A 23,988-nucleotide genomic window follows, 5' to 3' on the forward strand; every position below is an offset into this window, starting at 1 on the left:
AATCCGGCATTAATGGCCGGTCGAATTTAGTAACATAGCTCCCTAAGCATTTGAACGTCTGCCCTAGAGGGTGTACTAAGGATGTATCCACCCACCGCTGCATTAACCCAAAAGGAGTCAATTATGTGGACTAAACCTGCTTACACTGATCTGCGTATCGGCTTTGAAGTCACCATGTACTTCGCAAGCCGTTGATTGCTGCGCACTGAAAAGCCTCGGTTCGCCGGGGCTTTTTTTGTGAAAGAAAATGTTTTCAGGCCCGCACAAAGGGCCGATTGGTACGGAGCAACAATGCACATCCAGATTCTCGGTTCCGCCGCTGGCGGTGGCTTCCCGCAGTGGAACTGCAACTGCGTCAACTGCGCGGGGTTTCGTGACGGCAGCCTGAACGCCAAGGCGCGTACTCAATCGTCCATCGCCCTGTCCGATGACGGCGTGAACTGGGTCTTGTGCAACGCGTCACCCGATATCCGTGCCCAACTGCAGAATTTTGCGCCCATGCAGCCCAACCGCGCGCTGCGTGATACGGGCATCAGCGCCATCGTTCTGATGGACAGCCAGATTGACCACACCACCGGCCTTTTGAGCCTGCGTGAAGGCTGTCCGCATCAGGTCTGGTGCACGGACATGGTCCACGAAGACCTGAGCACTGGTTTCCCGCTGTTTGAAATGCTCAAGCACTGGAACGGCGGCCTTCAGTGGAACCGTATTGAGCTGGAAGGCAGCTTCATCATTCCGGCCTGCCCGTACCTGCGCTTTACGCCGTTTCCGCTGCGCAGCGCCGCACCGCCCTACTCCCCACACAGATTCGACCCACACCCCGGCGACAATATTGGCCTGATGGTCGAAGACCTGAACACCGGCGGCAAATTGTTCTACGCACCGGGCCTTGGCAAAGTCGACGACGCGCTGATGGAAAAAATGAGCGCGGCCGATTGCCTGTTGGTGGACGGCACGATGTGGGACGACGATGAAATGAAGCGTCGCGGTGTGGGGACTCGCACCGGAACGGAAATGGGCCACTTGGCGCAAAACGGCCCTGGCGGCATGCTGGAAGTGCTGGAGCGCCTGCCCAAGCAACGCAAAGTGCTCATCCACATCAACAACACCAACCCGATCCTGGACGAAGATTCCGCCGAGCGCGCCGAGTTGGTCCGCCGCGACGTCGAAGTGGCGTATGACGGCATGAGTATTGAGCTCTAAATGGTTGCCGAACGCGTATTTGTAGGAGCGAGGCTTGCCCGCGAAGCTAACGCTGCGGTTTGCCTGACACTCCGCGTGTCGGACTTCGCGGGCAAGCCTCGCTCCAACAATGTCGCGTCATGCAGAAGGAAGATTGTCCAATGAGCGAACACGCTGCACTGTCCCCCGCTGAATTCGAAGCCGCCCTGCGCGCCAAGGGTGCCTATTACCACATCTATCATCCCTTCCACGTGGCGATGTACGAAGGCCGAGCGACCCGCGAGCAGATTCAGGGCTGGGTCGCCAACCGCTTCTATTACCAGGTCAACATCCCGCTTAAAGACGCAGCGATTCTCGCCAACTGCCCGGATCGGGAAATCCGTCGTGAGTGGATTCAGCGCCTGCTGGATCATGACGGTGCGCCGGGCGAAGACGGCGGCATCGAAGCCTGGCTGCGTTTGGGTCAGGCGGTGGGGCTGGACCCGGACCAACTGCGCTCGCAGGAGTTAGTACTGCCCGGCGTAAGATTTGCGGTAGACGCCTACGTGAACTTCGCTCGCCGCGCCAACTGGCAGGAAGCCGCCAGCAGCTCGCTCACCGAACTGTTCGCGCCACAGATTCACCAGTCGCGTCTGGACAGCTGGCCGGCGCACTATCCGTGGATCGACCCCGCCGGTTACGAGTATTTCCGCACCCGTCTGGGCCAGGCCCGTCGCGATGTCGAGCACGGTCTGGCGATCACACTGCAGCACTACACGACCTACGAAGGCCAGCAGCGCATGCTGGAAATCCTGCAGTTCAAACTGGACATTTTGTGGAGCATGCTGGACGCCATGAGCATGGCTTACGAGCTGAACCGCCCGCCCTACCACAGCGTGACCGACCAACGCGTCTGGCATAAAGGCATCGCCCTATGAACTTTGATCGACAACTCACGCCCCGCTGGCGCCAAGGCTATCGTTTCCAGTTCGAACCTGCGCAGAACGGCCATGTGCTGCTATACCCCGAAGGCATGATCAAGCTCAATGAAAGCGCGAGTGCCATTGGCGGTCTGATCGACGGCGACCGCTCCGTCGAAGCAATCATTGCCGTGCTTGATGAGAAATTTCCTGGCGTTCCCGAGCTCGGCGCAGATGTTGAGCAATTCATGGAGGTCGCTCGTGCAGAGCACTGGATTGAACTTGCCTGAATCGGCCCTGACTGAGTCCATCGTGACCGATCCTGGTTTGCGTATCCCGCCAAAACCCGAAGTCGGCCTGCCATTGTGGCTGCTCGCCGAGCTGACCTATCGCTGCCCGCTGCAATGCCCTTATTGCTCCAACCCGCTGGACTTTGCCAAGCAGGGCCAAGAACTGACTACCGAGCAGTGGTTCAAAGTCATGGCCGAGGCGCGGCAGATGGGCGCGGCGCAGATTGGTTTTTCAGGCGGCGAACCGTTGGTGCGTCAGGACCTGGCCGAACTGATCGCCGAAGCGCGGCGGTTGGGCTATTACACCAACCTGATCACCTCGGGCATCGGCCTGACCGAGCAAAAAATCATCGACTTCAAAAAAGCTGGTCTGGACCACATTCAGATCAGCTTCCAGGCGAGCGACGAGCAAGTGAACAACATGCTCGCCGGCTCGAAGAAGGCCTTCGCGCAGAAGTTGGAAATGGCCCGGGCCGTAAAGAAACACGGCTACCCGATGGTGCTGAATTTCGTCACGCACCGGCATAACATCGACAAGATCGACAAGATCATCGAGCTGTGTCTGGCGCTGGAAGCGGACTTCGTGGAGCTTGCGACCTGTCAGTTCTACGGCTGGGCACACTTGAATCGCGTCGGTCTGTTGCCGACCAAAGATCAGTTGGTCCGCGCTGAACGCATCACCAACGAGTACCGTGCGAAGCTCGCCATCGACGACAACCCGGTGAAGCTGATTTTCGTCACCCCGGATTACTACGAAGAGCGCCCGAAAGCCTGCATGAACGGCTGGGGCAATATCTTCCTGACAGTCACGCCGGACGGCACCGCATTGCCGTGTCATGGCGCGCGGCAGATGCCGATCCAGTTCCCCAATGTGCGCGATCACACGATGCAGCACATCTGGTACGACTCGTTCGGTTTCAACCGTTTTCGCGGCTATGACTGGATGCCGGAGCCTTGCCGCTCTTGCGACGAGAAGGAAAAAGACTTCGGCGGCTGTCGTTGCCAGGCGTTCATGCTGACAGGCGATGCGAGCAACGCTGATCCGGTGTGCAGCAAATCCGAGCATCACGGCCTGATCACCCAAGCCCGCGACGAAGCCGAGTATGCTAGCCAGACTATTGAGCAGCTGGCCTTCCGCAATGAACGAAACTCTCGCCTCATCGCCAAATCCTGATCTGTTTTCTGCCGCCCAGGCTGTGGCGGCAGGGACCGATTTTGCCGAACTGAGCCTCAGTCCTGCTGGACTGTTCTGGAACCAATACCGTCCCGAAGACGCAGCCTCTCGCGTGTGGCGCTGGCAAAACGGCGTCGCCCAGTGCCTGACCCCGACCGACTTCAGCGTGCAAAGCCGCGTATATGAATACGGCGGCGGTTCTTTTTGCCTGACTGACGACGCTGTGGCTTTCGTTAACGCCAGCGATCAGCAGATTTATCTCCAGCCGTTTGATGGCATTCCTACCTCGCTTACTCAGGGCGACAAACGCTATGGCGACGTCCGATTTGCCCGTGGGCAAATTCTCGCGGTAGAGGAAGACGGCGACACCCATCGGCTGGTTTCGATCGACATCGCCGAAGGTACGCGCCATGTACTGGCCGAAGGCGCCGACTTTTACGCCGCGCCCACGTTGAGCCCGGACGGCCAGCGACTGGCGTGGATCGAGTGGTGGCGGCCGCATCAGCCCTGGACGATGACGCGCCTGATGCAAAAAAAGCTTCAAACCGACGGCACATGGTCATCCGCCGAATGTCTGGCAGGCAATGAACCCGAATCGCTGCAGCAACCGCGCTTCGACACACAAGGCCGGCTGTATTGCCTGACCGATCGCGGCGGTTTTTGGCAGCCGTGGGTCGAAACGGCGGAAGGTCTGGAGCCCTTGCCGGCCGCCGATGCCGACCACGCACCTGCCCCATGGCAATTGGGCGGCAGCAGCTGGTCACCACTCAAGGATGGCGGCTATCTGGCCACTTGGTCCGAAGACGGATTCGGCGTGCTGGGGCTGCGTTCAGCTGACGGTACCGTGGAAGATTTCAGCGGCGACTACAGCCGTTTTCGCAGCCTGGCCATCGACAATCAGTTCATTTACTCCATAGCGGCTTCAGCGGTCAGCCCATCTGCGGTGCTGGCGATTCGTCGCGACGATCATAGCGTTCAAATACTGGCGGGCGGCGTTGCACCACTGCCTGCCGAACGTATCAGTCGTCCACAAACCTTGCGCTATCCCAGCGGCGCCAGCGAAGCCCACGGTTATTTCTATCCCGCGATGGACGGGACCGAGAAGCCGCCACTGGTGGTGTTCATACACGGCGGCCCGACATCCGCTTGCTATCCGGTGCTCGATCCGAAGATTCAATACTGGACCCAACGCGGCTTCGCCGTGGCAGACCTCAACTATCGCGGCAGCACCGGTTATGGCCGTGCGTATCGGCAGGCGTTGTTCCTCAATTGGGGCGTTGTGGATGTCGAAGATGCCTGCGCCGTGGTTGATCATTTGGCTGGGCGCGGACTGATCAACAGGGACCAAGCGTTCATTCGTGGCGGCAGCGCGGGTGGTTATACGACGCTGTGCGCGTTGGCGTTTTACAATGTCTTCCGCGCGGGTGCAAGCCTCTACGGCGTCAGCGATCCCATCGCTCTGGCGGCAGCCACGCACAAGTTCGAAGCCGACTACCTGGACTGGCTGATTGGCGAACCCGATATCGACATGGAGCGCTATCGCGCCCGTACGCCGCTGTTGCATGCCGATCAAATCAGCGTGCCGGTGATCTTTTTTCAGGGCGAACTCGACGCCGTGGTGGTCCCCGAACAGACCCGCGCCATGCTCAAGGCCCTGCAGGACAAAGGCCTGCCTGCTGAAGGGCATTTCTACGCCGACGAACGCCATGGCTTTCGCAAAGCGGCCAATCAGATCCACGCGCTGGAAACGGAGTGGGGGTTTTATAAGAAGGTCATCGACGGCGCGTCGTAGCAATCCGCAATCTATAGGCGCTAACCCGTCCGGGAGGCGGGCGGTTACATACACCGAACAAATGCCTCGCCAACAAGTTGGCTCCTACAGAATCGGTGGCAGCCGCTCAACAATAGATGTGCAGCACAGACGCGCCGAGCTTCGATTCGGGTTACTTGCGGCTAGCGATGATGTAGATCGCGTGGATGATGCCGGGGAAGTAGCCGAGCAAGGTCAGGAGGATGTTCAGCCAGAAGGCGCCGGCGAAGCCCACTTGCATGAAAACGCCCACGGGTGGCAGCAGGATAGCGAAGATGATGCGAATGATGTCCATGGGTGAAGCTCCTGATTAAAAGTCGACCTTTGTTGGCCATACAGCTAATCGACCCTGGACGATTACAGGGGTTCCACGACTGCGGCAACCTGCCACCATCAATCGAACTCGCTGAACAGGCGTTCATGCGACTGAGACAAAAAAAGCAGACAAAGAAAACCCCGCCGGAGCGGGGTTTTACAGACTGTTTCCCTGTGACTTCCTTTTCGTCCCACCTCCCTGGCAGGCATCCTACGTGTCCGTGTTATCTATTTGCGCGTCCTGCGCTACGTCCATGTGAGTAGATTAACTTTGGATCCATTCCAGGGATATGGCCAAACAGCACCACGCTGTGTAAGCAAAAGCTTACACAGCTCAGATGGGTCAGAATTGCGACGGCTTCAGCAGATAAAGGGACTCGCTACCGGCTTTGACCGACGCGACAAGTGACTGAATCCGTGGCAGTAAACGGGCGAAATAGAAACGTGCCGTGCCCAGTTTGCTGGCGTAAAAATCGTCCTGCGCTTCCTTGCCCAGCGCCGCTTTCGCCATCATTGCCCACATGTAGGCGTAGGCTGTGTATCCGAATACTTGCAGATACTCGACTGATGCGGCGCCGATTTCGTTAGGATTATTGCGCGCGCGATCCAACACCCAGTCAGTTAACTCATCGAGCGTGGTCAGTGCAGAGGCCAACGGCTTGGTGAATTCGCTTAGAGAGCTGTCGGAGGCTGCGATGAACTGGCGCACTTCATCAGAGAAAATTTTGTAGTACGCGCCGCTGTTGGCAACGACCTTGCGTCCCATGAGGTCCAGTGCCTGAATCCCGTTGGTGCCTTCGTAGATCTGGGTGATACGCACGTCGCGCACCAGTTGCTCTTGGCCCCATTCACGAATGTAGCCATGGCCACCGAAAACCTGCTGCCCATGAACCGTGGTGTCCAGGCCCATGTCGGTGAGGAAGGCTTTGGCGATAGGTGTTAGCAGCGCAACCATGGCATCTGCGCGCTGGCTGACGTCAGTGTCTTCGCTGTATTTGGCGGTATCGAGTTGCAACGCGACGTAGGTGGAGAAGGCCCGGCCACCCTCATTCAGCGCCTTCATGGTCAGCAGCATGCGGCGCACGTCGGGGTGAACGATGATCGGGTCGGCCGCCTTGTCTTTGGACTGAGCGCCGGTGGGCGCGCGGCTTTGCAGGCGATCACGGGCGTACTCGATAGCGTTCTGGTAGGAGCGTTCGCCGGACGCAAGGCCTTGAATCCCAACGCCCAGACGCTCGTAGTTCATCATGGTGAACATCGCCGCAAGGCCTTTGTTCGCTTCACCAATCAGATAGCCCTTTGCTGCGTCGAAGTTGATCACACAGGTTGCGGAGGCCTGAATGCCCATTTTGTGCTCGATAGAGCCGCAGGAGACGGTGTTGCGCTCGCCCAGGCTGCCATCGCCATTGACCATGAACTTGGGCACCAGAAACAGCGAAATACCCTTGGGTCCCGCTGGCGCATCCGGCAGTTTTGCCAACACCAGGTGGATGATGTTCTCGGTAAGGTCGTGCTCACCGCCGGTGATGAAAATCTTGGTGCCGCTGATCTTGTAGGCGCCGTCGGCCTGGGGTTCGGCCTTAGTGCGGATCATTCCCAGATCGGTACCGGCATGAGCTTCGGTCAGGCACATCGAGCCGCTCCAGAGACCGGCGTACATGTTCGGCAAATACGTTGATTTGAGTTCTTCGCTGGCGTGGGCATTGATCGAGACGCACGCGCCCGAGGTCAGCATCGGGTACAGACCAAACGCCAGGCTGGCAGAGTTGACCATCTCTTCAACCTGCGCCGACACAGCCTTGGGCATGCCCATGCCACCAAACTCAAGGTTGCCCCCTACGCCTACCCAGCCGCCTTCAGCGTAAGTTTTGTAAGCGGACACAAAGCCTGCCGGTGTCGTGACGACCGTGTCATGCCAGTGACAACCTTCTTCATCGGCGGCGCGGCTTAGCGGGGCGATGGCTTTGCCGATGACTTTGCCAGCCTCTTCGAGAATCGCTTCGACCGTTTCGGCGTCGACCGCTTCGGCCAGCTCAGGCAATGTTGCCCAGAGTTTGGAGACCTCGAACACTTCATTAAGGATGAAGCGCATATCGCGCAAAGGCGCTTTGTAGTCAGCCATGGCAAACCTCGCAAACTGCAGCAGTAACCCGGAAAGAGAGACGCCGTTGATAGGGTACGGCGCCAATGTGTCGATGATTCCGAGTGTAACCGAACACCATTTGCGACACATAGGGTCAGATCGTGACCATGCAGGCAATTATGGTCACATATTTATAGCGTGCATTTAGGAGCCGTCATATGCAGATGAAAGGCGTTTGATTACAAAGAAAAAAGAGACCTATGTCAGCTGGCCGCGGCCATTCGCACAGCCCCGCGTTTACTGGTCTGACTGTGAGAAATAACGCAATTGCGCCCGGCGGCCTTGGCGGCATACAGCGCCTGATCTGCAGATTTGAGGACTTCTTCGGGACTGCGATGCTCGGGCTGACGCTCGGCAACACCGATACTGATGGTCACGGCCACCGTAGACGCCAGATTACCCGTGCGCCGTTGACGGCCTTGCAGGTCGTCCTGCGGGCGGGCTTGCTGGTCACGCAGACGGATCTGGTAATTGGCGATGACTTCGCGAACGGCATCAAGGTACGGGATGCACTCCTCAAGGGTTTTGCCCGCGAACACGATGGCAAATTCCTCCCCCCCGTAGCGATAGGCCCGACCGCCACCGCCGCTGATTTTCGACAGTTTGCTCGCCACCAGGCGCAGCACCTGATCACCCACATCGTGGCCGTAGGTGTCATTGAATTTCTTGAAGTGATCAACATCGCCCATGGCCAACACGTAGCTGCGGCCCAACCGCTGCATCCGCTCATTAAGGGCGCGGCGACCCGGCAAACCGGTGAGCTCATCACGGAAGGCCATTTGATAGGCCTCATGGGCGACGGCTGCGGCGATCATCAGCATGACCTGGCTGCACATGACATTCAGGGTGAACGGCAGAATAAAGGTTTTCGGCAAAGCCCAGAAAAGACCGAGCAAACCCACGAGCTGCGCGGCATGCAGGGGCCTTGGCTTGCGCACGTATTGGGTGATCAACAGAGCGAAAGCAACGATGAACGCGGCGTAGGACAGTTGAATCAAGCTCATCCATTCGCCATGCAGCGCCGGCCAGCGAATGTCGGCCAGCCATGCCAGCAGTCCCTTGGGAAAGCTTTGCTCCAGCCCGAGTGCAACGCCGCCCACGGCCACCAGCACGGCAAGACGAGCGATCAGGTCCTGAAACAAATGCGTGCGTTCTTCCCAGATCGCGAAAAGCCCGAACAGCATCGGCAGCAACAGGCAACACAGATGAAAGACGACCGCCGCATCCTCACGGACCAGGCCGTTGTCACGGTAGTAATCGGTCTGGGTATCGAGCAGGAAATAGGCGATATACACCGTGATCATCAAGAACAACTCACGCTGGCGTTTGTAAACGCCGCAGTACGCGCCGCCCAGCAGCAGAACCAAGGTGGGGAGCACGTTGAACAATGAGGTGAAGAACACGTTCAGCTCTTTGACATATGCCGCTGCAAGCCCGGCGATCAACAAGGCCAGGGAGGGCAAAAAGTGACTGACACGTGCGGCTGATGGGCGGCGCAAAACAGGGTCCTCTCCTACCAGACGGCGTAAACGAATGAACGCGAGTGGGACAAATGGCATTGTGCCTGTATCGGCGCCGATACGCATTTGATTAGGGGAAGAACTGCGGATTTAAACCCGCGCGGATCGATGCTCGCTTGTAGGAGCGCGCTTGCCCGCGATGGCGTTGGGTCAAATATGGAAAAGTGAATGACACACTTTTGTTGAGAGCAAGCGCACTCCTACAAAAATCTGACACAAAAAAACCGCTTCCCCGGAAGGAGAAGCGGCTTTTTGTTTAGCTCAGCGGATGACTTAGTAAGCCAGGCCGAAGTGCTCTTCGTTCATGTCCATCAGGTTGCCTGCGCCCGACAGCATCGTCGCGACGCAGGTGCGAGTACGCGGCAAGATGCGCTGGAAGTAGAAGCGCGCGGTCTGCAGCTTGGCGGTGTAGAACGCTTCTTCGCTGGTGCCGGCCGCCAGTTTCTCAGCAGCGACGCGGGCCATGTCGGCCCAGAAGTAGGCCAGGCACACGTAACCGGAATACATCAGGTAATCCACCGATGCGGCACCGACTTCTTCACGGTCTTTCATCGCCGCCATGCCGATCTTCATGGTCAGTTCGCCCCACTCTTTGTTCAGAGCAGCCAGCGGCGTGACGAATTCGCTGACCGCTTCGTTGCCTTCCTGCGACTGGCAGAACTTGTGCACGATCTTGGTGAAGCTCTTGAGCGCCTCACCTTGGGTCATCAGCACTTTACGGCCCAGTAGGTCGAGTGCCTGAATACCAGTGGTGCCTTCGTACAGCATGGCAATACGGGCGTCGCGCACGTTCTGCTCCATGCCCCACTCAGCGATGAAGCCATGACCGCCGTAGATCTGCACGCCGTGGTTAGCGGACTCGAAACCGACTTCAGTCATGAACGCTTTGGCGATCGGGGTCATGAACGCCAACAGGGCGTCAGCTTGCTTTTTGGCTTCGGCGTCATCGCTGTATTTGGCGATGTCAACCTGCTTGGCGGTGAAGTACACCATCGCGCGGGTGCCTTCGGCGAATGCCTTCATGGTCAGCAGCATGCGACGCACGTCTGGATGAACAATGATCGGGTCAGCGGCTTTGTCTGGCGCCTTGGGGCCGGTCAATGAGCGCATTTGCAAACGATCGCGAGCGTATTTCAGACCACCCTGAAAACCGATTTCGGCATGAGCCAGACCTTGCAAAGCCGTACCCAACCGGGCGGTGTTCATAAAGGTGAACATGCAGTTCAGGCCTTTGTTCGGCGGGCCGATCAGAAAGCCAGTCGCCCCGTCGAAGTTCATGACGCAAGTCGCATTCCCGTGAATGCCCATCTTGTGTTCAAGCGAGCCACAGTTAACGGTGTTGCGATCGCCGATATTGCCGGAAGCATCCGGGACGAACTTGGGAACGATGAACAGCGAGATGCCTTTGGTCCCAGCAGGTGCGTCGGGCAGGCGCGCCAGCACGATATGGACGATGTTATCGGCCATGTCGTGTTCGCCAGCGGAAATGAAGATCTTGGTGCCGGAGATTTTGTACGAACCGTCAGCCTGAGGTTCAGCCTTGGTGCGCAGCATGCCCAAGTCGGTACCGCAGTGAGACTCGGTCAGGCACATGGTGCCGGTCCATTCGCCTGACACCAGTTTGGTCAGGTAAGCGTCCTGTTGCTCAGGCGTACCGTGCTCGGAGATCGTATTCATCGCGCCGTGCGACAGGCCCGGGTACATGCCCCACGACCAGTTTGCTTCGCCAACCATCTCGCTGACAGCCAGACCCAGCGATTCAGGCAGACCCTGACCACCGTGGGCGACGTCATGGGCAAGGCTCGGCCAGCCACCTTCGACGAACTGTTTGTAGGCTTCTTTGAAACCAGTAGGGGTTTTGACGCCTGACTCGCTCCAGGTGCAGCCTTCGGTGTCGCCTACGCGGTTCAGCGGGGCCAATACCTGTTCACAAAACTTGGCGCCTTCTTCAAGGATGGCGTCGACCATGTCAGGCGTAGCGTCGTGGCACGCTGGCAGGCTCTGATAGTGCGCTTCGTAGCCGAGCAGTTCGTCACGTACGAAGCGAATATCACGCAAGGGGGCCTTGTAGTCAGGCATAGCGATAAACCTCTGCTGATGAATCCTGGAATTGGATGACCGATCGGTCGCTGTAGGGACTGCCGCAACCACCGACAATCACGGATGCCTAGCGGTCAAACAGGTGTTTGAAACATACGTTTACGCCTATACCTTGTCAAGCGTGCTCCACCAACCATTCATCGTCGATCACCCGAACGCCATGCAGGGGAGGGCCGCAGCGCTTAAGGAGAAAACTGGTTAAAGCGAGTTTAGTTGAGTGAAACAAAAGGCGTGGCGGTTCCGAAGCCGTGATTCAGCCGGCTTATAGAGGGATATTCAAAGGAGGAAAACAGCTACAGCGGCGTGCGCCGAAGCGCACGTGGGGAAGGAATTCAGGCGTAGGTGTCGATCAGTGTGCCGAGCGCTTCATCGCTGGCTTTTGCAAGGGCGACACCGGCCTGCACTTGGACTTTGCCTTGCGTCAGCTCCACGACATTGGTCGCCAGATCAGAACGCTGGCTGCGATCAACCGAGCGCAGGTTCTCAAGCTGAAAATCCGAAGACTGGCTTCGCCCCGCCACTTCCGTCGCCGGGCTGGCGAGCTGGGTGGCAGCTTGATCGACGCGCGACTGCCCTACCTGAATAGCACCCAAGCCTGGGTACAGCGTGTTATTCATGGAAATCTGCATGGAAAACCCTCTGTTCATAAAACGAACAGCGGCCATTGAAACAGACCGCGATGATAAAGACCCGTCAAAAACACTAATGGCACAAGGCCTGCCAATAGAGTAAATGATTGTGCCCGAGAAAAGCGTTACCGCAGACGTGGCGGCAAGTGACACCAAGGGCCTTTCAATGCTTGAAAACGGTGCGCGGTGCCGCCATTGCTGCGCCCAAGATACTCGCTGTGATCAGCATCCATCTCGGCGTCATGATGAATTTGTGCGGTGGCGCACATCCTGCATCTACGCTGATCCCCCTCGTCGGATTGCATCTCGAGTCGTCATGCGCCCAAAGGAACTGAAACACTGGACCGCCGGAGTCGCCCACCTTCTCGCCCTGCCGAGTGGACCGGCACGTCTGGCGGGTCTGAGCCAATGGCTCAAACACATTTGCCCGGTGGATCATTTCGTCCTGTTCGTCTACGAAGGCAACCACCGCCCGCTGGCGCTGTTTGACACCTTCGCGCCGGACAAACGCAAAATCTACGTTGACGACTACCAGTGCGGGCCTTACTTGCTGGACCCGTTCTATCTGGCGTGCACCCGCAAACAGCAGCCAGGGCTATGGCGTCTGCGCCAATTCGCGCCCGATCACTTTTATCTCAGCGAATACTATCTGGCGTATTACCAACAGACCGGTCTGGCCGAAGAAGTGGCTTTTTTCGTTGATCTGGGCGGCGATGCGATGGCGGTGCTGTCACTGATGCGCTCCACAACTAGCTGCGCCTTTAGCCGCGACGAGCTGCAACTGATGGATTGCGCGCAACCAGTTGTCGATCAAGTCGTCACTCAGGCTTGGCGCCAGCATCGTGCTGAACAGCCGCGCACGCCGCAGGACCTGGACTTCAAGATTCACGCCGCTTTCGATCACTTCGGCGACCACATTCTTACCGGGCGCGAGCAGGAAATCGTACGCCTGCTGTTGCGCGGCCATTCCAGTGCCTCGGTGGCAGGGCAACTCTCTATCAGCCCCGGCACTGTGAAGATTCACCGCAAGAACATCTACGCCAAGCTAGGCATCGGCAGTCAGGCTGAGCTGCTGGGGCTGTTCATCCGCGAGCTGACGGGGCCGGATGTTGCAGCCGTTGGCTGATCGCTCAAAAGCGACCTCTATCCCCGGAGGGATATATACAGCGCAAAACCGTGGGCGTTAGTTTGCATCCATTGCAGCGAACGATGCACTGGGATGCGAGAGCCAATGACCGACAGCAACCACGTCAACGATATTGAGTTCTGTAACGTAGAAAAGCTCTACGGCAACCTCAAAGCCGTCAACAACCTGAGTTTTCAGGTCAGACGCGGCACGTTTCACTCCTTCCTCGGCGGCTCGGGCTGCGGCAAAACCACCACGTTGCGAATGATCGCAGGCTTCGATCAGCCAAGCTCCGGCGACGTCATGCTTGCTGGCAAAAACGTCGCAGGCGTGCCGGCTTATCAGCGCCCTGTGAACATGGTGTTCCAGCACTACGCGTTGTTTCCGCACATGAGCGTCTCGGAAAACATCGCCTACGGCCTGCGCTATCTCACCCCGCGACCCGACAAGAAAGAGCAGCGCCGTCGAGCCGATGAGGCTCTGGAGATGGTGCGCCTTTCAGGCCTGGGTCATCGCAAGCCGAGCGAGCTTTCCGGGGGGCAGCAACAGCGCGTCGCCCTCGCCCGCGCGCTGGTCAACAAACCGACGGTGTTGTTGCTGGACGAACCGCTGGCCGCGCTGGACCGCAAGCTGCGCAAAGAAATGCAATCAGAACTGCTGCGCCTGCAACGGGAAGTCGGCATCACGTTCGTTCTGGTCACCCATGACCAAGAAGAAGCGCTGTCGATGAGCGACAGCATCAGCGTCATGCACAGCGGCTCGATCATCCAGACCGCATCGCCGGAGCAACTCTATGAAGCGCCGGCCAGTCGTTATGTCGCCGACTTCATCGGCGAATCCAATCTGTTCAACGGCACCGTTCGCCACGTCCACGGCAATTCAGCGGTCCTGCGCACGCCTCAAGGCATCGAACTGAGCAGCCCGCTGACACCCAATGGCGCCAACTTGCGTGCAGAGTCCGAAGGCTGCATCGCTGTTCGTCCGGAACTGATCGACATCGCAGCCCAAGGTGCACTGCCGGGCCGCGACGTAACGCTGGACGGCCACGTCGAAGACCGCATCTATCTGGGCAACATCACCGAATACCGCGTGCGCACCCAGCCATTCGGCATCGTCTGCGTGCGCGTGCCACGCCAGCTCGGATTGGCTGGAGGCGGCAGCTCTGACAACACGGGGTTCGAGCACGGCGCAGCGGTGCAGGTCGGCTGGAACAACGTCAATGGCCTGGCGATGGGCCTTTGACCGCGCAAGAAAAAGCCACTCACTAACGATCAGATCATTTATCAGACGGGGAGCACGCCATGGACCAGAAGACCTTTATCAAGACGATGCGCAGTTGGCAGAACGGCTCGATCACACGCCGGGAGTTTCTGGGCCGTACAGGCTTAGGCGTCGCTGCTGCCGTGGTCGCGACGAATATGCCTGGCTTGTTGACCGGCAGCGCCAGCGCTTTTGCGGCGGAAAAAGGCTCGATTGGCGATCGTCTCGGCCTGGCCACCTGGCCCAATTATCACAGCCAGGAAAACCTCGATAACTTCGCCAAGACCACCGGCGCGCGCGTGTCCATGAGCGTTTTCGGCTCCAACGAAGAAATGCTCGCCAAACTGCAAGCGGGCGGCAGCGGTTGGGACGTGTTGGTGCCGACCAACTACACCATCAGCACCTACGTGAAGCTGGGGCTGATCGAGCCGCTGGACCTGGCGCGCATCCCCAACTTCGACCCCGCAGCGTTTCAGGAAAAATTCATGGCCCAAGGCACGGTCGACGGCAAGGTTTACGCCGTGCCGAAAAACTGGGGCACCACCGGCATGGCCTACGACAGCGCCAAGCTCAAGGCCAAGCCAACGTCGTGGAAAGAGTTCTGGGCCATCGCTCAGGATCAAGGCAGCGGCAGGACCATGGTCCACGACTACCAATTGACGGCCATCGGCAACGCCCTGAAATCCTTCGGCTACAGCTTCAACTCGCTGGACCCGAAAGAATTGGCCGATGCCGAAAAGCTGCTGATCGAAGTCAAGCCGCACCTGTTCGCGATCAATTCCGACATTCAGCCGTCGATGCGCAGTGGCGATGCGACGCTCGCAATGTCCTGGACCGGCGATGCTTCGCAACTGCACCGCGACATCCCGACCATGCAGTACGTGCTCGGCAAGGAAGGCGGCGAGTTGTGGAGCGATTTCTTCGCCATTCCAAAGGGCGCCGAACATAAAGACGCCGCCTACGCGTTCATCAATTACCTGCTCGATCCGCAGCACAACAAACTCGAAGTGCTGGCCCACGGTTACCCGAGCGGAGACAAGCGCGTCGACGCCCTACTGCCGCCAGAGATGCTAAACGACCCGATCATGTACCCGGCTGCCGAGCAATTGAGCCCGCTTGAGTTCGGGGCCGCCGCAACGCTCACCAGTCCGTTGCGCGCCGAACTCATGGCACGCTTCAAGTCCGCCTGACCCCACCATGAGCAGCAAGGAACCGTCCATGAACGCCGTCGCTTCAACTGACGCCCTTCACCCCGGCGCCAGCGCCGCTGCTGCGGATCTCGAGCGGTCGCAGCGCAAGCGGCGCAGCCTGACACGGCGTATCACGCTGTTAATGCTGCTGCCTTCGACGCTGTGGTTTTTGCTGCTGTTGGTCATGCCGCTGGTGATCATTCTGGTCTTCAGCTTTGGCGAGCGCAGCGCCGTCGGCGGCTATGCCGGCGGCCTGACGCTGGCTAACTATATGAACCTGGGCTCGCGAGCGGCCGCTTTCGGCAACACGCTGATGCTGGCGCCGTTAGGCACGTTGGTGTGTCTGCTGGCGGCTTATCCACTGGCGTACTTTCTAGCGGTCAAGGCGGGCAAGAATCGCTCGTTGCTGCTGACGCTGGTGATCGTGCCGTTCTGGACCAGTTTTCTGATTCGTACCTACGCCTGGATTTTCATCCTTAGCGGCAAGGGCATTCCGGCGCTGCTGGCAAGCATTGGTCTGGAAGATGTGCGACTGATCAATACGCCCTACGCCGTGCTGATCGGCATCGTCTACGGCTACCTGCCGCTGATGGTGTTTCCGATCTACGTCAGCCTGGAAAAACTCGACAAGCGCCTGCTGGAAGCGTCGTCTGACCTGGGCGCAAGCGCGCTGGAAAGCTTTCGGCGCATCACTCTTCCGTTGTCGGCACCGGGGATCATCACCGGCGTGATGCTGGTGTTCATTTTGCTGATGGGCGAATTCCTGATTCCGGCAGTCCTGGGCGGCGGCAAGGTGTTCTTCGTCGGCAACGCTTTAGTCGATCTGTTCCTGCAATCGCGCAACTGGCCGTTTGGCAGCGCCTTGGCCATGACGTTGGTCGCGATCATGCTGGTGATCATCGGCATTTATCTGAAACTGGTGGCCCGCTACGGCGGCAAGCCTGGCGAAGGAGCGCTCTGATATGTGGCTGCGCACTTATTCCACCTCGGTTTATCTATTCCTCTATTTACCCATCGCGCTGATCATGCTGTTCAGCTTTAACGCCGGACGTAGCGGCCTGGCGTTCGAATGCTGCTCAGTGCAGTGGTTCGGCCGCGCCTTCAGCAACCCGTTCATCATGGAAGCACTGGGTAACAGCGCCTTGATCGCCACTTGTTCTGCGGTGCTGGCGACGCTGTTTGGCACATTGGCGGTGTTCGGCCTGCAACGGGCAAGCCGTAAGGTGCAGCTGATGTTCGATGCGCTCACCTACTGCGCGATCATCATTCCCGGCATCGTCATCGGCATCTCGACGCTGATCGCGTTCATCAGCGTGTTCGACCTGCTTAACCCGGTCCTGGCGCAGTTGATACCGGGCATACCACGGCTGAACATGGGCTTCTTCACCGTGGTCGCTGCGCATTCACTGTTCACCATGGCGCTGGTGATGATCATCGTGCGCAGCCGCGTCGACTCGCTGGACAAGGCGCTGCAAGAGGCGTCCGCCGATTTGTACGCGCCTCCACTGGAAACCTTCTGGCGCGTGACGCTGCCGCAGATCACCCCGGCGATCATGGCCGGTTTCCTGCTGGCGTTCACGTTCAGCTTCGACGACTTCATCATCGCCTTCTTCGTCGCAGGCCCGGAAACCACTCTGCCGATCTATATCTTTTCATCGATCCGCCGCGGCGTAACGCCGGAAATCAACGCCGTGTCCACGGTGATCATCTGCGCCTCGCTGGCGCTGCTGTTCACGTCTCGCTACTTGCAAAATCGCCGGACAGGAGCATCACATGCGTGATCAGTTGTACATCAACGGCGAGTGGGTCGGCCCTGACCTGGGCGGCTACCTGGACGTTATCGACCCTGCCACCGAACGGGTTCTGCAAAAAGTCGCAGCCGGGACCGAGGAAGACATCGATCACGCCGTGCGAGCGGCCAGACGCGCGTTCGATGGCGGCTGGAGCCAGACCACCGGCGCAGAACGTGGCGCATGGCTGGACAAGCTGGCCGATGAACTGCAAACCGTTCAGGAAGATTTGGCAGTAATCGAAGTGCGCGACAACGGCAAACCGTTGCCCGAAGCGCAGTGGGACATTGGCGACGCGGTAGCGTGTTTTCGCTATTACGCCGGACTGGCCCGTGAACTCGATAGCCGTCAGGACCAACCGCTGGCGTTGCCCGATGAGCGTTTTCGTTGCCGTGTGAGGCTTGAACCGGTCGGGGTCGCCGGACAGATCATTCCGTGGAACTACCCACTGCTGATGGCCGCCTGGAAAGTCGCACCGGCTCTGGCAGCGGGCGCCACGGTGGTGTTGAAACCCTCGGAACTGACGCCCCTCACAGCCCTGGAACTGGCAGCCGCAGCAGACCGCATCGGCCTGCCCGCAGGCGTGCTCAACGTCGTTACCGGTCTGGGCGCAGAGGCTGGCAGCCCACTAACGTTGCACCCCGGCGTGGACAAACTGGCGTTCACCGGGAGCGTGCCCACGGGCTCCAAAATCATGTCGGCAGCTGCTGGAGATATCAAAAACATCAGCCTGGAGTTGGGCGGCAAGTCGGCTTTTATTGTGTTTGACGATGCCGATGTTGAAGCGGCGGTGGAGTGGATTCTGTTCGGGATTTTCTGGAATCAGGGCCAGGTGTGCAGCGCCACCTCACGGCTGTTAATCCAGGAAAGCATCGCGTCCCGGTTGCTTGAGCGGCTGGTCGAAGAAACACGCAAGATCACCATCGGCTCAGGCCTTGAGGCCGGCGTGCTGCTGGGGCCGCTGGTCAGTCAGGGGCAATATGAAAAGGTGTTGGCCCTGGTCGATGAAGGCAAGGCCAAGGGTGCGCGCTTGCTGACGGGAGGTAAACGCCCGACGCACCTGCCACAGGGCTATTTCATAGAGCCTGCGATTTTCGATGAGCCGGCGCTCGACAGCATCATCTGGCGCGAGGAAATCTTTGGGCCGGTGTTGTGCGTCAAGCGATTCAAGACCGAGAAGCAGGCGCTGGACATGGCCAACGCCAGCCGATTTGGCCTGGCAGCAGCGGTAATGAGTGCTGACCCGCAGCGCGCTACTCGTGTGGCCAATGGGCTGAGGGCGGGCATCGTCTGGATCAACTGCTCACAGCCCACCTTCGTCGAAGCACCATGGGGCGGCATGAAGCACAGCGGTATCGGGCGCGAACTTGGGCAATGGGGGCTGGACAACTATCTGGAGGTCAAGCAAGTGACCGAGTATGTCGGGGAGCAGCCTTGGGGGTGGTACTTGAAATAATCACGTCTGCGGCTCTGATTCTGCCCGGAGGGCGTAGGAGCCTTGCTTGCAGGCGATGGCTCTGGGGTCGCGTCCGACCGCAGCAGTCCTCAATCCTGATATCTGAGTTACAACTGGCACACCGCGCCCTGAGGTTTTACTGCCGGTGCCCGGCAGATCGTCGGCAAGCCGGACTCCTACGCCCTCCGGGCAGAAGCAGCGTCGCGACAATCCGGGGAATCAACCGGCCCTGTTTTGAGAACCCTGCGCGCCTGTCATGAGAAACACAGTTGCTACGCCTTCCGGGCGGAAGCAAACGTGCAATGACCTAATCCAGCAACTCCAGATGCAAATGCTCGGCGACCAGCTCTGGCGTGGATTTCTTCATGTAGGGCACGCGACCCAGGCAAGGCGCGGGCAAGCGCTCGGCCAGGGTGGCGAGGTTTTCTTCAAGCCGGGACGTCTTGGGATCAATGATATTGGCCACCCAGCCTGCCAATTGCAGGCCGTCAGCAGCGATGGCTTCGGCGCTCAACAGCGCATGGCTGATGCAACCGAGCCGTACGCCCACCACCAGAATGACCGGCAGGCCGAGCGCGATGGCGAGGTCCGACAGATTGGCTTGATCGGCCAAAGGCACGCGCCAGCCGCCAGCGCCTTCGATCAGGGTGAAATCGGCGCCTTTACTCAGGATATGGCGCATCGGTCCTAACAACGATTGCACTGTCAGCGCCACCCCCGCTTCACGTGCGGCGAGATGGGGCGCAATCGCGGGCTCGAATGCCACCGGGTTGACCTCGTTATAGGTCAGCGCAATGGAAGACTCAGCGCGCAATGCCACCGCATCCGCATTACGCAGGCCTTTTGGCTTCAAATCGCATCCGGAAGCCACGGGTTTGCCCGCCGCCGTGCTCAACCCCGACTGGCGCGCAGCGAACAGCAGCCCCGTGGCGATCGTGGTTTTGCCGACATCGGTATCGGTTCCGGCGATGAAATACGCATGACTCATCTGTGCGGCCGTCCGTTCAAGTGTTGCAACCTGTTGCCCATTAACTATAGCGCTCAATAGTGTCGTCGTTCAGGACGCTGCCAATGGCTTTTCCAGCACCGCATACACCACCTGATACGTTGCTGGCAGGCCAGTGGGCTGACGGAATTGCTCGTACGCAGCAATCAACGCCTGAATCCGCGCCCGCCCGGTCAAACCGCCAGGGCGTCCAGGGTTAATGTTGTGCGCACCCAGCGCCTTGAGTTCGTGAGTCAGGCTGCGTACATCGGGGTAATGCAGCACATGGGGTAACACATCCAGACTGCGAACGTTCAAGCCGCTCTGCGCACACAGGTGTTGATAGTCACTCAATTGCCGGAAACGATTGACGTGGATCATCCCGTCAACTGCCTGCCAGCTGTCGCGCAGCTCATACAACGTGCCGACGCACAAACTGGCGAACGCAAACACGCCGCCCGGTTGCAGCACACGTCGTGCTTCGCTCAATACCGCAGCGAAATCCGCGCACCACTGCACCGCCAGGCTGGAAAAAACCAGGCCGACGCACTCATCTTGCAGCGGCAGACGCTCGGCATCTCCAGCGACAAAATACTCAGCGCCGCCCGAAGGCCGCGCATGACGCAGCATGCCCTCGGCGATGTCCAGCGCGATGCCTTCGCTGCCAGACCATTGCCGGGCCAGCTCACGACTGAAATAACCAGTGCCGCTGCCAAGATCCAGCCAGCGCGAAGGATTGGCGCCGGTTACAGGCAAGCGCGACAAAAGCTCGCTGCCCACTGCTCGCTGCAGTTCAGCCACGCTGTCGTAACTGGACGCCGCCTTGGAAAAAGATGCCGCCACCTGACGCTTGTCGGGCAGGTTGTCCTGCTGCATCCCTTGTTGCTGAACGGCCTTCACGACCGCGCAATGAGAAAGATCAGTCATCACCGGACTCATGTAAAAAAGCCTGAATCGCCGCCGCCACACCGTGGGGGTTTTCCAGAATGAACGCGTGGCTGGCCTGTTCAATCAGGCCGACTTCGATATCGGGTAGCAGGTTCAGCAGATCGGTCGACGCCTCGGCCGGAACCAACGCGTCGAGCCCGCCGAACAGGTGCAATTGCGGGCCACGGTAACTTTGCAGCGCCGCGCGGGTGTCCATCTGCTCGAGCAGCTTGAGGCTCTCGATCAGCGCAGTCGGCGATCCATGAGGCGCGACGGCTTTCAACTGTCGGGCCAGTGCGCGCGCGTCATCGGCGCCCTGCACGCACAGCAGGCTGAAGCGCTTGAGAGTGCCTTGGGGGTCGGAGCTGCAACCCTCGATGAACGCGTCGAAATCGGTTTGTGCCATTGCCGAAGGCCATTCACTGCGCGCGACAAAACATAGGTTGCTGGCCAGGGTCACCAGGCCGCAGCAGCGTTCGCCACGTCGGGCAGCCAGCTCAGCGGCGAGCATTCCGCCCAAGGACCAACCGCCCAGCCAGACGTTGTCGGGCAGCGTCGCATCAAGCTCGTCGAGCCACTCGTTGAGGTCGTCGGTTTCAAGATCCGGCAGCGGCTCGATTTCGACCCGCAGGTGTTCATCCAGCCCACGCAATGCGGCAGCCAACGGCTCCAGCGGCGAAACGCCCAGCCCCCAACCCGGCAACAGAATCAAACGATCACGCATGCTCAGGCTCCACTGGCTCATGGGCGTCGAGCAGCGGATAACACTGCTCCAGTGCATTCAACAATAGCTGGACCTGAGCTTCGTTGTGGGCGGCGGACAAGGTCACACGTAATCGCGCACCGCCGGCAGGAACAGTCGGCGGACGAATCGCCGTGACCATCAACCCGCGCTCGCGCAGCAATTGCGAGAGGCGCAACGCACGACCACTGTCGCCGATCAGAATCGGCTGGATCGGCGTGAAGCTGTCCATCAATTGCAGGCCGAGGGCTTGAGCGCCGGTGCGAAACTGCTTGATCAACGCCGTCAGGTGCTCGCGACGCCAGTGCTCAGTGCGCAGCAGCTCGAGGCTTTTCAAAGTCGCGCAGGCCAGCGCCGGAGGCTGGCTGGTGGTGTAGATGTAAGGGCGCGCGAACTGGATCAGGGTTTCGATCAATTCTTCACTGCCAGCAACGAATGCACCGGCGGTGCCGAATGACTTGCCCAGCGTGCCCACCAACACCGGCACATCCTCCAGGCTCAAACCGAAATGCTCGACGATGCCTGCGCCATTGGCACCCAGCGGGCCGAAGCCGTGAGCATCGTCAACCATCAGCCACGCGCCTTTGGCTTTCGCGGTTTTTGCCAGCGCAGGCAGATCGGCGATGTCGCCGTCCATGCTGAACACGCCGTCTGTGACCACCAACGTATCGCCGACGGCCTTTTCCAGACGCGAGCCGAGGCTGTCAGGATCGTTGTGCAGATAGCGCGAAAAACGTGCGCCGCTGAGCAGGCCGGCATCCAGCAACGAGGCGTGGTTGAGGCGGTCTTCCAGGACTGTATCGCCCTGCCCCACCAGCGCAGTGACGGCGCCGAGATTGGCCATATAACCGTTGGAAAACAGCAACGCGCGCGGGCGTCCGGTGAGGTCGGCGAGGGCTTCTTCGAGTTCGTGGTGCGGCGTGCTGTGGCCGATCACCAGATGCGAAGCGCCGCCGCCCACGCCCCAGCGCTCGGCACCGGCTTTCCAGGCAGCGATCACTTCGGGATGGTTGGCCAGGCCCATGTAGTCGTTGTTGCAGAACGCCAGCAACGGCTGACCGTCGACGATTACTTCCGGGCCCTGCGGGCTTTGCAGCAAGGGTCGATGGCGGTAGAGATGTTCGGCGCGACGTGCAGCGAGACGCGCGCTCAGATCAAAAGACATGCAGGCCTCGTGGGTATTGGCGCGTTGAAGCGCGACTCATCTGTAGGAGCCAACTTGTTGGCGAGGCGGACGACAAGGTGTGTCCGGGAAAACGCCTCTCGAACAAGTTCGCTCCTACAGGGGCCGGCGTAAAAGTCAGACCGTCGCGTCGTAAAACAGCGCGCTGCTTTGCTGTTCGACCAGCGCCTGCTCGATCGCCGCCTGATGCACTTCATCGGAATGCTCTTCGCGCGCCTCCGGCTGAATGCCCAGACGCGAGAACAGCAGCATGTCCTTGTCCGATTGCGGGTTGGCGGTAGTCAGCAGTTTGTCGCCGTAGAAGATCGAATTGGCACCGGCGAAGAAGGCTAGGGCCTGCATCTGATCATTCATCGCCTCGCGACCGGCCGACAGACGTACGTGGGATTGCGGCATCAGGATGCGCGCCACGGCCAGCATGCGGATGAAATCGAACGGGTCGATGTCTTCGGCGTTTTCCAGCGGGGTACCTGCGACTTTCACCAACATGTTGATCGGCACCGATTCTGGATGCTCTGGCAGATTGGCCAGTTGAATCAGCAGATTGGCGCGGTCGTCCAGCGACTCGCCCATGCCCAGGATGCCACCGGAGCAAATCTTCATGCCCGAATCACGCACATACGCCAACGTCTGCAGGCGCTCGCTGTAGGTGCGAGTGGTGATGATGCTGGTGTAGAAATCCGGCGAGGTGTCGAGGTTGTGGTTGTAGTAATCGAGCCCGGCGTCGGCCAGCGCTTGGGTCTGGTCCATGTCGAGACGGCCAAGGGTCATGCAGGTTTCCAGGCCCATGGCCTTCACGCCTTTGACCATCTCAAGCACGTACGGCATGTCTTTGGCCGAAGGGTGTTTCCAGGCAGCGCCCATGCAGAAGCGCGTCGAGCCGATGGATTTGGCGCGCGCGGCTTCTTCCAGCACTTGCTGGACCTGCATCAGCTTTTCTTTTTCAAGGCCGGTGTTGTAGTGACCCGACTGCGGGCAGTACTTGCAGTCTTCCGGGCAAGCGCCAGTTTTGATCGACAGCAGGGTCGAGACTTGTACGCGGTTGGCGTCGAAATGAGCGCGGTGCACGGTTTGCGCCTGAAACAGCAGGTCATTGAAGGGCTGTGTGAACAGCGCCTTGACCTCGGATAAAGTCCAGTCGTGACGCAAAGTGGCGGTAATGCTGGCGCTCATGGGCGGCTCCTTGGTGTTTTTTAGCGAGTGCCGGGACGGTTCAGCAGGTTATCTGAAACCTAAAGTCCACAGGCGCCACACGGATGTTCGGCAT

Annotated in this window: 22 protein-coding genes; 12 read left to right on the forward strand and 10 right to left on the reverse strand. The window is 59.3% G+C overall.

Features of this window, described 5'->3' with window-relative positions; genetic code table 11:
• Positions 1–123: 123 nt before the first annotated feature.
• The 6 genes from pqqA to ACWKWM_RS25355 all read left to right on the forward strand — a co-directional run bounded on the left by pqqA (position 124) and on the right by ACWKWM_RS25355 (position 5,337).
• Positions 124–195, forward strand: a complete 72-nt coding sequence (pqqA, locus tag ACWKWM_RS25330) for a pyrroloquinoline quinone precursor peptide PqqA (protein ID WP_008365141.1) — start codon at positions 124–126, stop codon at positions 193–195.
• A gap of 96 nt (positions 196–291) precedes the next feature.
• The gene (gene pqqB, locus ACWKWM_RS25335; protein WP_483848740.1) at positions 292–1,203 is read left to right on the forward strand and encodes a pyrroloquinoline quinone biosynthesis protein PqqB; all 912 of its coding nucleotides are present in this window, start codon (positions 292–294) and stop codon (positions 1,201–1,203) included.
• 140 nt (positions 1,204–1,343) lie between these two features.
• On the forward strand, positions 1,344–2,099 hold the full coding sequence (gene pqqC / locus ACWKWM_RS25340) for a pyrroloquinoline-quinone synthase PqqC (RefSeq protein WP_483838993.1): 756 nt from the start codon (positions 1,344–1,346) through the stop codon (positions 2,097–2,099).
• Positions 2,096–2,371: a pyrroloquinoline quinone biosynthesis peptide chaperone PqqD gene (gene pqqD, locus ACWKWM_RS25345; protein ID WP_483848741.1), complete on the forward strand. Its 276-nt coding sequence runs from the start codon at positions 2,096–2,098 to the stop codon at positions 2,369–2,371. Before pqqC ends, pqqD begins: the two co-directional genes overlap by 4 nt.
• Positions 2,343–3,545, forward strand: coding sequence for a pyrroloquinoline quinone biosynthesis protein PqqE (gene pqqE / locus ACWKWM_RS25350; RefSeq protein ID WP_483848742.1), 1,203 nt, complete (start codon positions 2,343–2,345; stop codon positions 3,543–3,545). The genes pqqD and pqqE overlap by 29 nt, the downstream gene beginning before the upstream one ends.
• Complete coding sequence (locus ACWKWM_RS25355; RefSeq protein ID WP_483848743.1) at positions 3,511–5,337, forward strand: S9 family peptidase; 1,827 nt, start codon at positions 3,511–3,513, stop codon at positions 5,335–5,337. The genes pqqE and ACWKWM_RS25355 overlap by 35 nt, the downstream gene beginning before the upstream one ends.
• A gap of 151 nt (positions 5,338–5,488) precedes the next feature.
• Here ACWKWM_RS25355 and ACWKWM_RS25360 read toward each other — a convergent pair whose 3' ends face one another.
• The 5 genes from ACWKWM_RS25360 to ACWKWM_RS25380 all read right to left on the reverse strand — a co-directional run bounded on the left by ACWKWM_RS25360 (position 5,489) and on the right by ACWKWM_RS25380 (position 12,062).
• Positions 5,489–5,650, reverse strand: coding sequence for a YqaE/Pmp3 family membrane protein (locus ACWKWM_RS25360; protein WP_483838997.1), 162 nt, complete (start codon positions 5,648–5,650; stop codon positions 5,489–5,491).
• 363 nt (positions 5,651–6,013) lie between these two features.
• Positions 6,014–7,792 (reverse strand): acyl-CoA dehydrogenase C-terminal domain-containing protein, encoded by a 1,779-nt coding sequence (locus ACWKWM_RS25365; RefSeq protein ID WP_483848744.1) that lies wholly within the window; start codon positions 7,790–7,792, stop codon positions 6,014–6,016.
• Positions 7,793–8,016: 224 nt separating this feature from the next.
• A complete protein-coding gene (locus ACWKWM_RS25370) occupies positions 8,017–9,312 on the reverse strand; it encodes a GGDEF domain-containing protein (RefSeq protein ID WP_483848745.1) in 1,296 nt (431 codons plus the stop codon).
• 294 nt (positions 9,313–9,606) lie between these two features.
• Complete coding sequence (locus tag ACWKWM_RS25375; RefSeq protein WP_483848746.1) at positions 9,607–11,412, reverse strand: phenylacyl-CoA dehydrogenase; 1,806 nt, start codon at positions 11,410–11,412, stop codon at positions 9,607–9,609.
• A 353-nt stretch (positions 11,413–11,765) separates the two neighbouring features.
• Positions 11,766–12,062: a pyrroloquinoline quinone biosynthesis protein PqqE gene (locus ACWKWM_RS25380; RefSeq protein ID WP_483848747.1), complete on the reverse strand. Its 297-nt coding sequence runs from the start codon at positions 12,060–12,062 to the stop codon at positions 11,766–11,768.
• Between the two features lie 316 nt (positions 12,063–12,378).
• Here ACWKWM_RS25380 and ACWKWM_RS25385 point away from each other — a divergent pair, with 316 nt between their 5' ends.
• The 6 genes from ACWKWM_RS25385 (at position 12,379) to ACWKWM_RS25410 (ending at position 18,884) form a co-directional block, all read left to right on the forward strand.
• Positions 12,379–13,188, forward strand: coding sequence for a helix-turn-helix transcriptional regulator (locus ACWKWM_RS25385; protein ID WP_483848748.1), 810 nt, complete (start codon positions 12,379–12,381; stop codon positions 13,186–13,188).
• Between the two features lie 105 nt (positions 13,189–13,293).
• On the forward strand, positions 13,294–14,430 hold the full coding sequence (locus tag ACWKWM_RS25390; RefSeq protein ID WP_483848749.1) for an ABC transporter ATP-binding protein: 1,137 nt from the start codon (positions 13,294–13,296) through the stop codon (positions 14,428–14,430).
• Between the two features lie 59 nt (positions 14,431–14,489).
• Positions 14,490–15,638 (forward strand): ABC transporter substrate-binding protein, encoded by a 1,149-nt coding sequence (locus ACWKWM_RS25395; RefSeq protein ID WP_483848750.1) that lies wholly within the window; start codon positions 14,490–14,492, stop codon positions 15,636–15,638.
• A 28-nt stretch (positions 15,639–15,666) separates the two neighbouring features.
• Entirely contained in the window at positions 15,667–16,599 is a 933-nt protein-coding gene (locus ACWKWM_RS25400; RefSeq protein WP_483848751.1) for an ABC transporter permease, read from the forward strand.
• Between the two features lies 1 nt (position 16,600).
• Positions 16,601–17,419: an ABC transporter permease gene (locus tag ACWKWM_RS25405; protein ID WP_483848752.1), complete on the forward strand. Its 819-nt coding sequence runs from the start codon at positions 16,601–16,603 to the stop codon at positions 17,417–17,419.
• Complete coding sequence (locus ACWKWM_RS25410) at positions 17,412–18,884, forward strand: aldehyde dehydrogenase family protein (RefSeq protein WP_483848753.1); 1,473 nt, start codon at positions 17,412–17,414, stop codon at positions 18,882–18,884. Before ACWKWM_RS25405 ends, ACWKWM_RS25410 begins: the two co-directional genes overlap by 8 nt.
• 307 nt (positions 18,885–19,191) lie before the next feature.
• On the opposite strand, the gene bioD is transcribed toward ACWKWM_RS25410, so the two are convergent.
• From bioD to bioB, 5 genes are all read right to left on the reverse strand, one after another.
• Positions 19,192–19,872 (reverse strand): dethiobiotin synthase, encoded by a 681-nt coding sequence (gene bioD, locus ACWKWM_RS25415; protein ID WP_483848754.1) that lies wholly within the window; start codon positions 19,870–19,872, stop codon positions 19,192–19,194.
• A gap of 69 nt (positions 19,873–19,941) precedes the next feature.
• Positions 19,942–20,796, reverse strand: coding sequence for a malonyl-ACP O-methyltransferase BioC (gene bioC, locus ACWKWM_RS25420; RefSeq protein WP_483848755.1), 855 nt, complete (start codon positions 20,794–20,796; stop codon positions 19,942–19,944).
• Complete coding sequence (locus tag ACWKWM_RS25425; protein WP_483848756.1) at positions 20,789–21,520, reverse strand: alpha/beta fold hydrolase; 732 nt, start codon at positions 21,518–21,520, stop codon at positions 20,789–20,791. Before ACWKWM_RS25425 ends, bioC begins: the two co-directional genes overlap by 8 nt.
• Positions 21,513–22,703, reverse strand: coding sequence for an 8-amino-7-oxononanoate synthase (gene bioF / locus ACWKWM_RS25430; RefSeq protein WP_483848757.1), 1,191 nt, complete (start codon positions 22,701–22,703; stop codon positions 21,513–21,515). The genes ACWKWM_RS25425 and bioF overlap by 8 nt, the downstream gene beginning before the upstream one ends.
• Before the next feature lie 135 nt (positions 22,704–22,838).
• On the reverse strand, positions 22,839–23,894 hold the full coding sequence (bioB, locus tag ACWKWM_RS25435) for a biotin synthase BioB (RefSeq protein WP_483848758.1): 1,056 nt from the start codon (positions 23,892–23,894) through the stop codon (positions 22,839–22,841).
• Between the last annotated feature and the right edge of the window lie 94 nt (positions 23,895–23,988).

This window comes from Pseudomonas rosaeacicularis (genome assembly GCF_057128745.1).

Bases quoted from the DNA above. Each gene is read 5' to 3' on its own strand.
- ACWKWM_RS25405 (WP_483848752.1), top strand. From the start codon at position 16,601: ATGTGGCTGCGCACTTATTCCACCTCGGTTTATCTATTCCTCTATTTA.
- ACWKWM_RS25395 (WP_483848750.1), top strand. From the start codon at position 14,490: ATGGACCAGAAGACCTTTATCAAGACGATGCGCAGTTGGCAGAACGGC.
- pqqC (WP_483838993.1), top strand. From the start codon at position 1,344: ATGAGCGAACACGCTGCACTGTCCCCCGCTGAATTCGAAGCCGCCCTG.
- bioF (WP_483848757.1), bottom strand. From the start codon at position 22,703: ATGTCTTTTGATCTGAGCGCGCGTCTCGCTGCACGTCGCGCCGAACAT.
- pqqD (WP_483848741.1), top strand. From the start codon at position 2,096: ATGAACTTTGATCGACAACTCACGCCCCGCTGGCGCCAAGGCTATCGT.
- ACWKWM_RS25410 (WP_483848753.1), top strand. From the start codon at position 17,412: ATGCGTGATCAGTTGTACATCAACGGCGAGTGGGTCGGCCCTGACCTG.
- ACWKWM_RS25375 (WP_483848746.1), bottom strand. From the start codon at position 11,412: ATGCCTGACTACAAGGCCCCCTTGCGTGATATTCGCTTCGTACGTGAC.
- ACWKWM_RS25355 (WP_483848743.1), top strand. From the start codon at position 3,511: ATGAACGAAACTCTCGCCTCATCGCCAAATCCTGATCTGTTTTCTGCC.
- ACWKWM_RS25425 (WP_483848756.1), bottom strand. From the start codon at position 21,520: ATGCGTGATCGTTTGATTCTGTTGCCGGGTTGGGGGCTGGGCGTTTCG.
- ACWKWM_RS25385 (WP_483848748.1), top strand. From the start codon at position 12,379: ATGCGCCCAAAGGAACTGAAACACTGGACCGCCGGAGTCGCCCACCTT.
- ACWKWM_RS25390 (WP_483848749.1), top strand. From the start codon at position 13,294: ATGACCGACAGCAACCACGTCAACGATATTGAGTTCTGTAACGTAGAA.
- bioD (WP_483848754.1), bottom strand. From the start codon at position 19,872: ATGAGTCATGCGTATTTCATCGCCGGAACCGATACCGATGTCGGCAAA.
- ACWKWM_RS25400 (WP_483848751.1), top strand. From the start codon at position 15,667: ATGAACGCCGTCGCTTCAACTGACGCCCTTCACCCCGGCGCCAGCGCC.
- ACWKWM_RS25380 (WP_483848747.1), bottom strand. From the start codon at position 12,062: ATGCAGATTTCCATGAATAACACGCTGTACCCAGGCTTGGGTGCTATT.
- ACWKWM_RS25360 (WP_483838997.1), bottom strand. From the start codon at position 5,650: ATGGACATCATTCGCATCATCTTCGCTATCCTGCTGCCACCCGTGGGC.
- pqqB (WP_483848740.1), top strand. From the start codon at position 292: ATGCACATCCAGATTCTCGGTTCCGCCGCTGGCGGTGGCTTCCCGCAG.
- bioC (WP_483848755.1), bottom strand. From the start codon at position 20,796: ATGACTGATCTTTCTCATTGCGCGGTCGTGAAGGCCGTTCAGCAACAA.
- bioB (WP_483848758.1), bottom strand. From the start codon at position 23,894: ATGAGCGCCAGCATTACCGCCACTTTGCGTCACGACTGGACTTTATCC.
- ACWKWM_RS25365 (WP_483848744.1), bottom strand. From the start codon at position 7,792: ATGGCTGACTACAAAGCGCCTTTGCGCGATATGCGCTTCATCCTTAAT.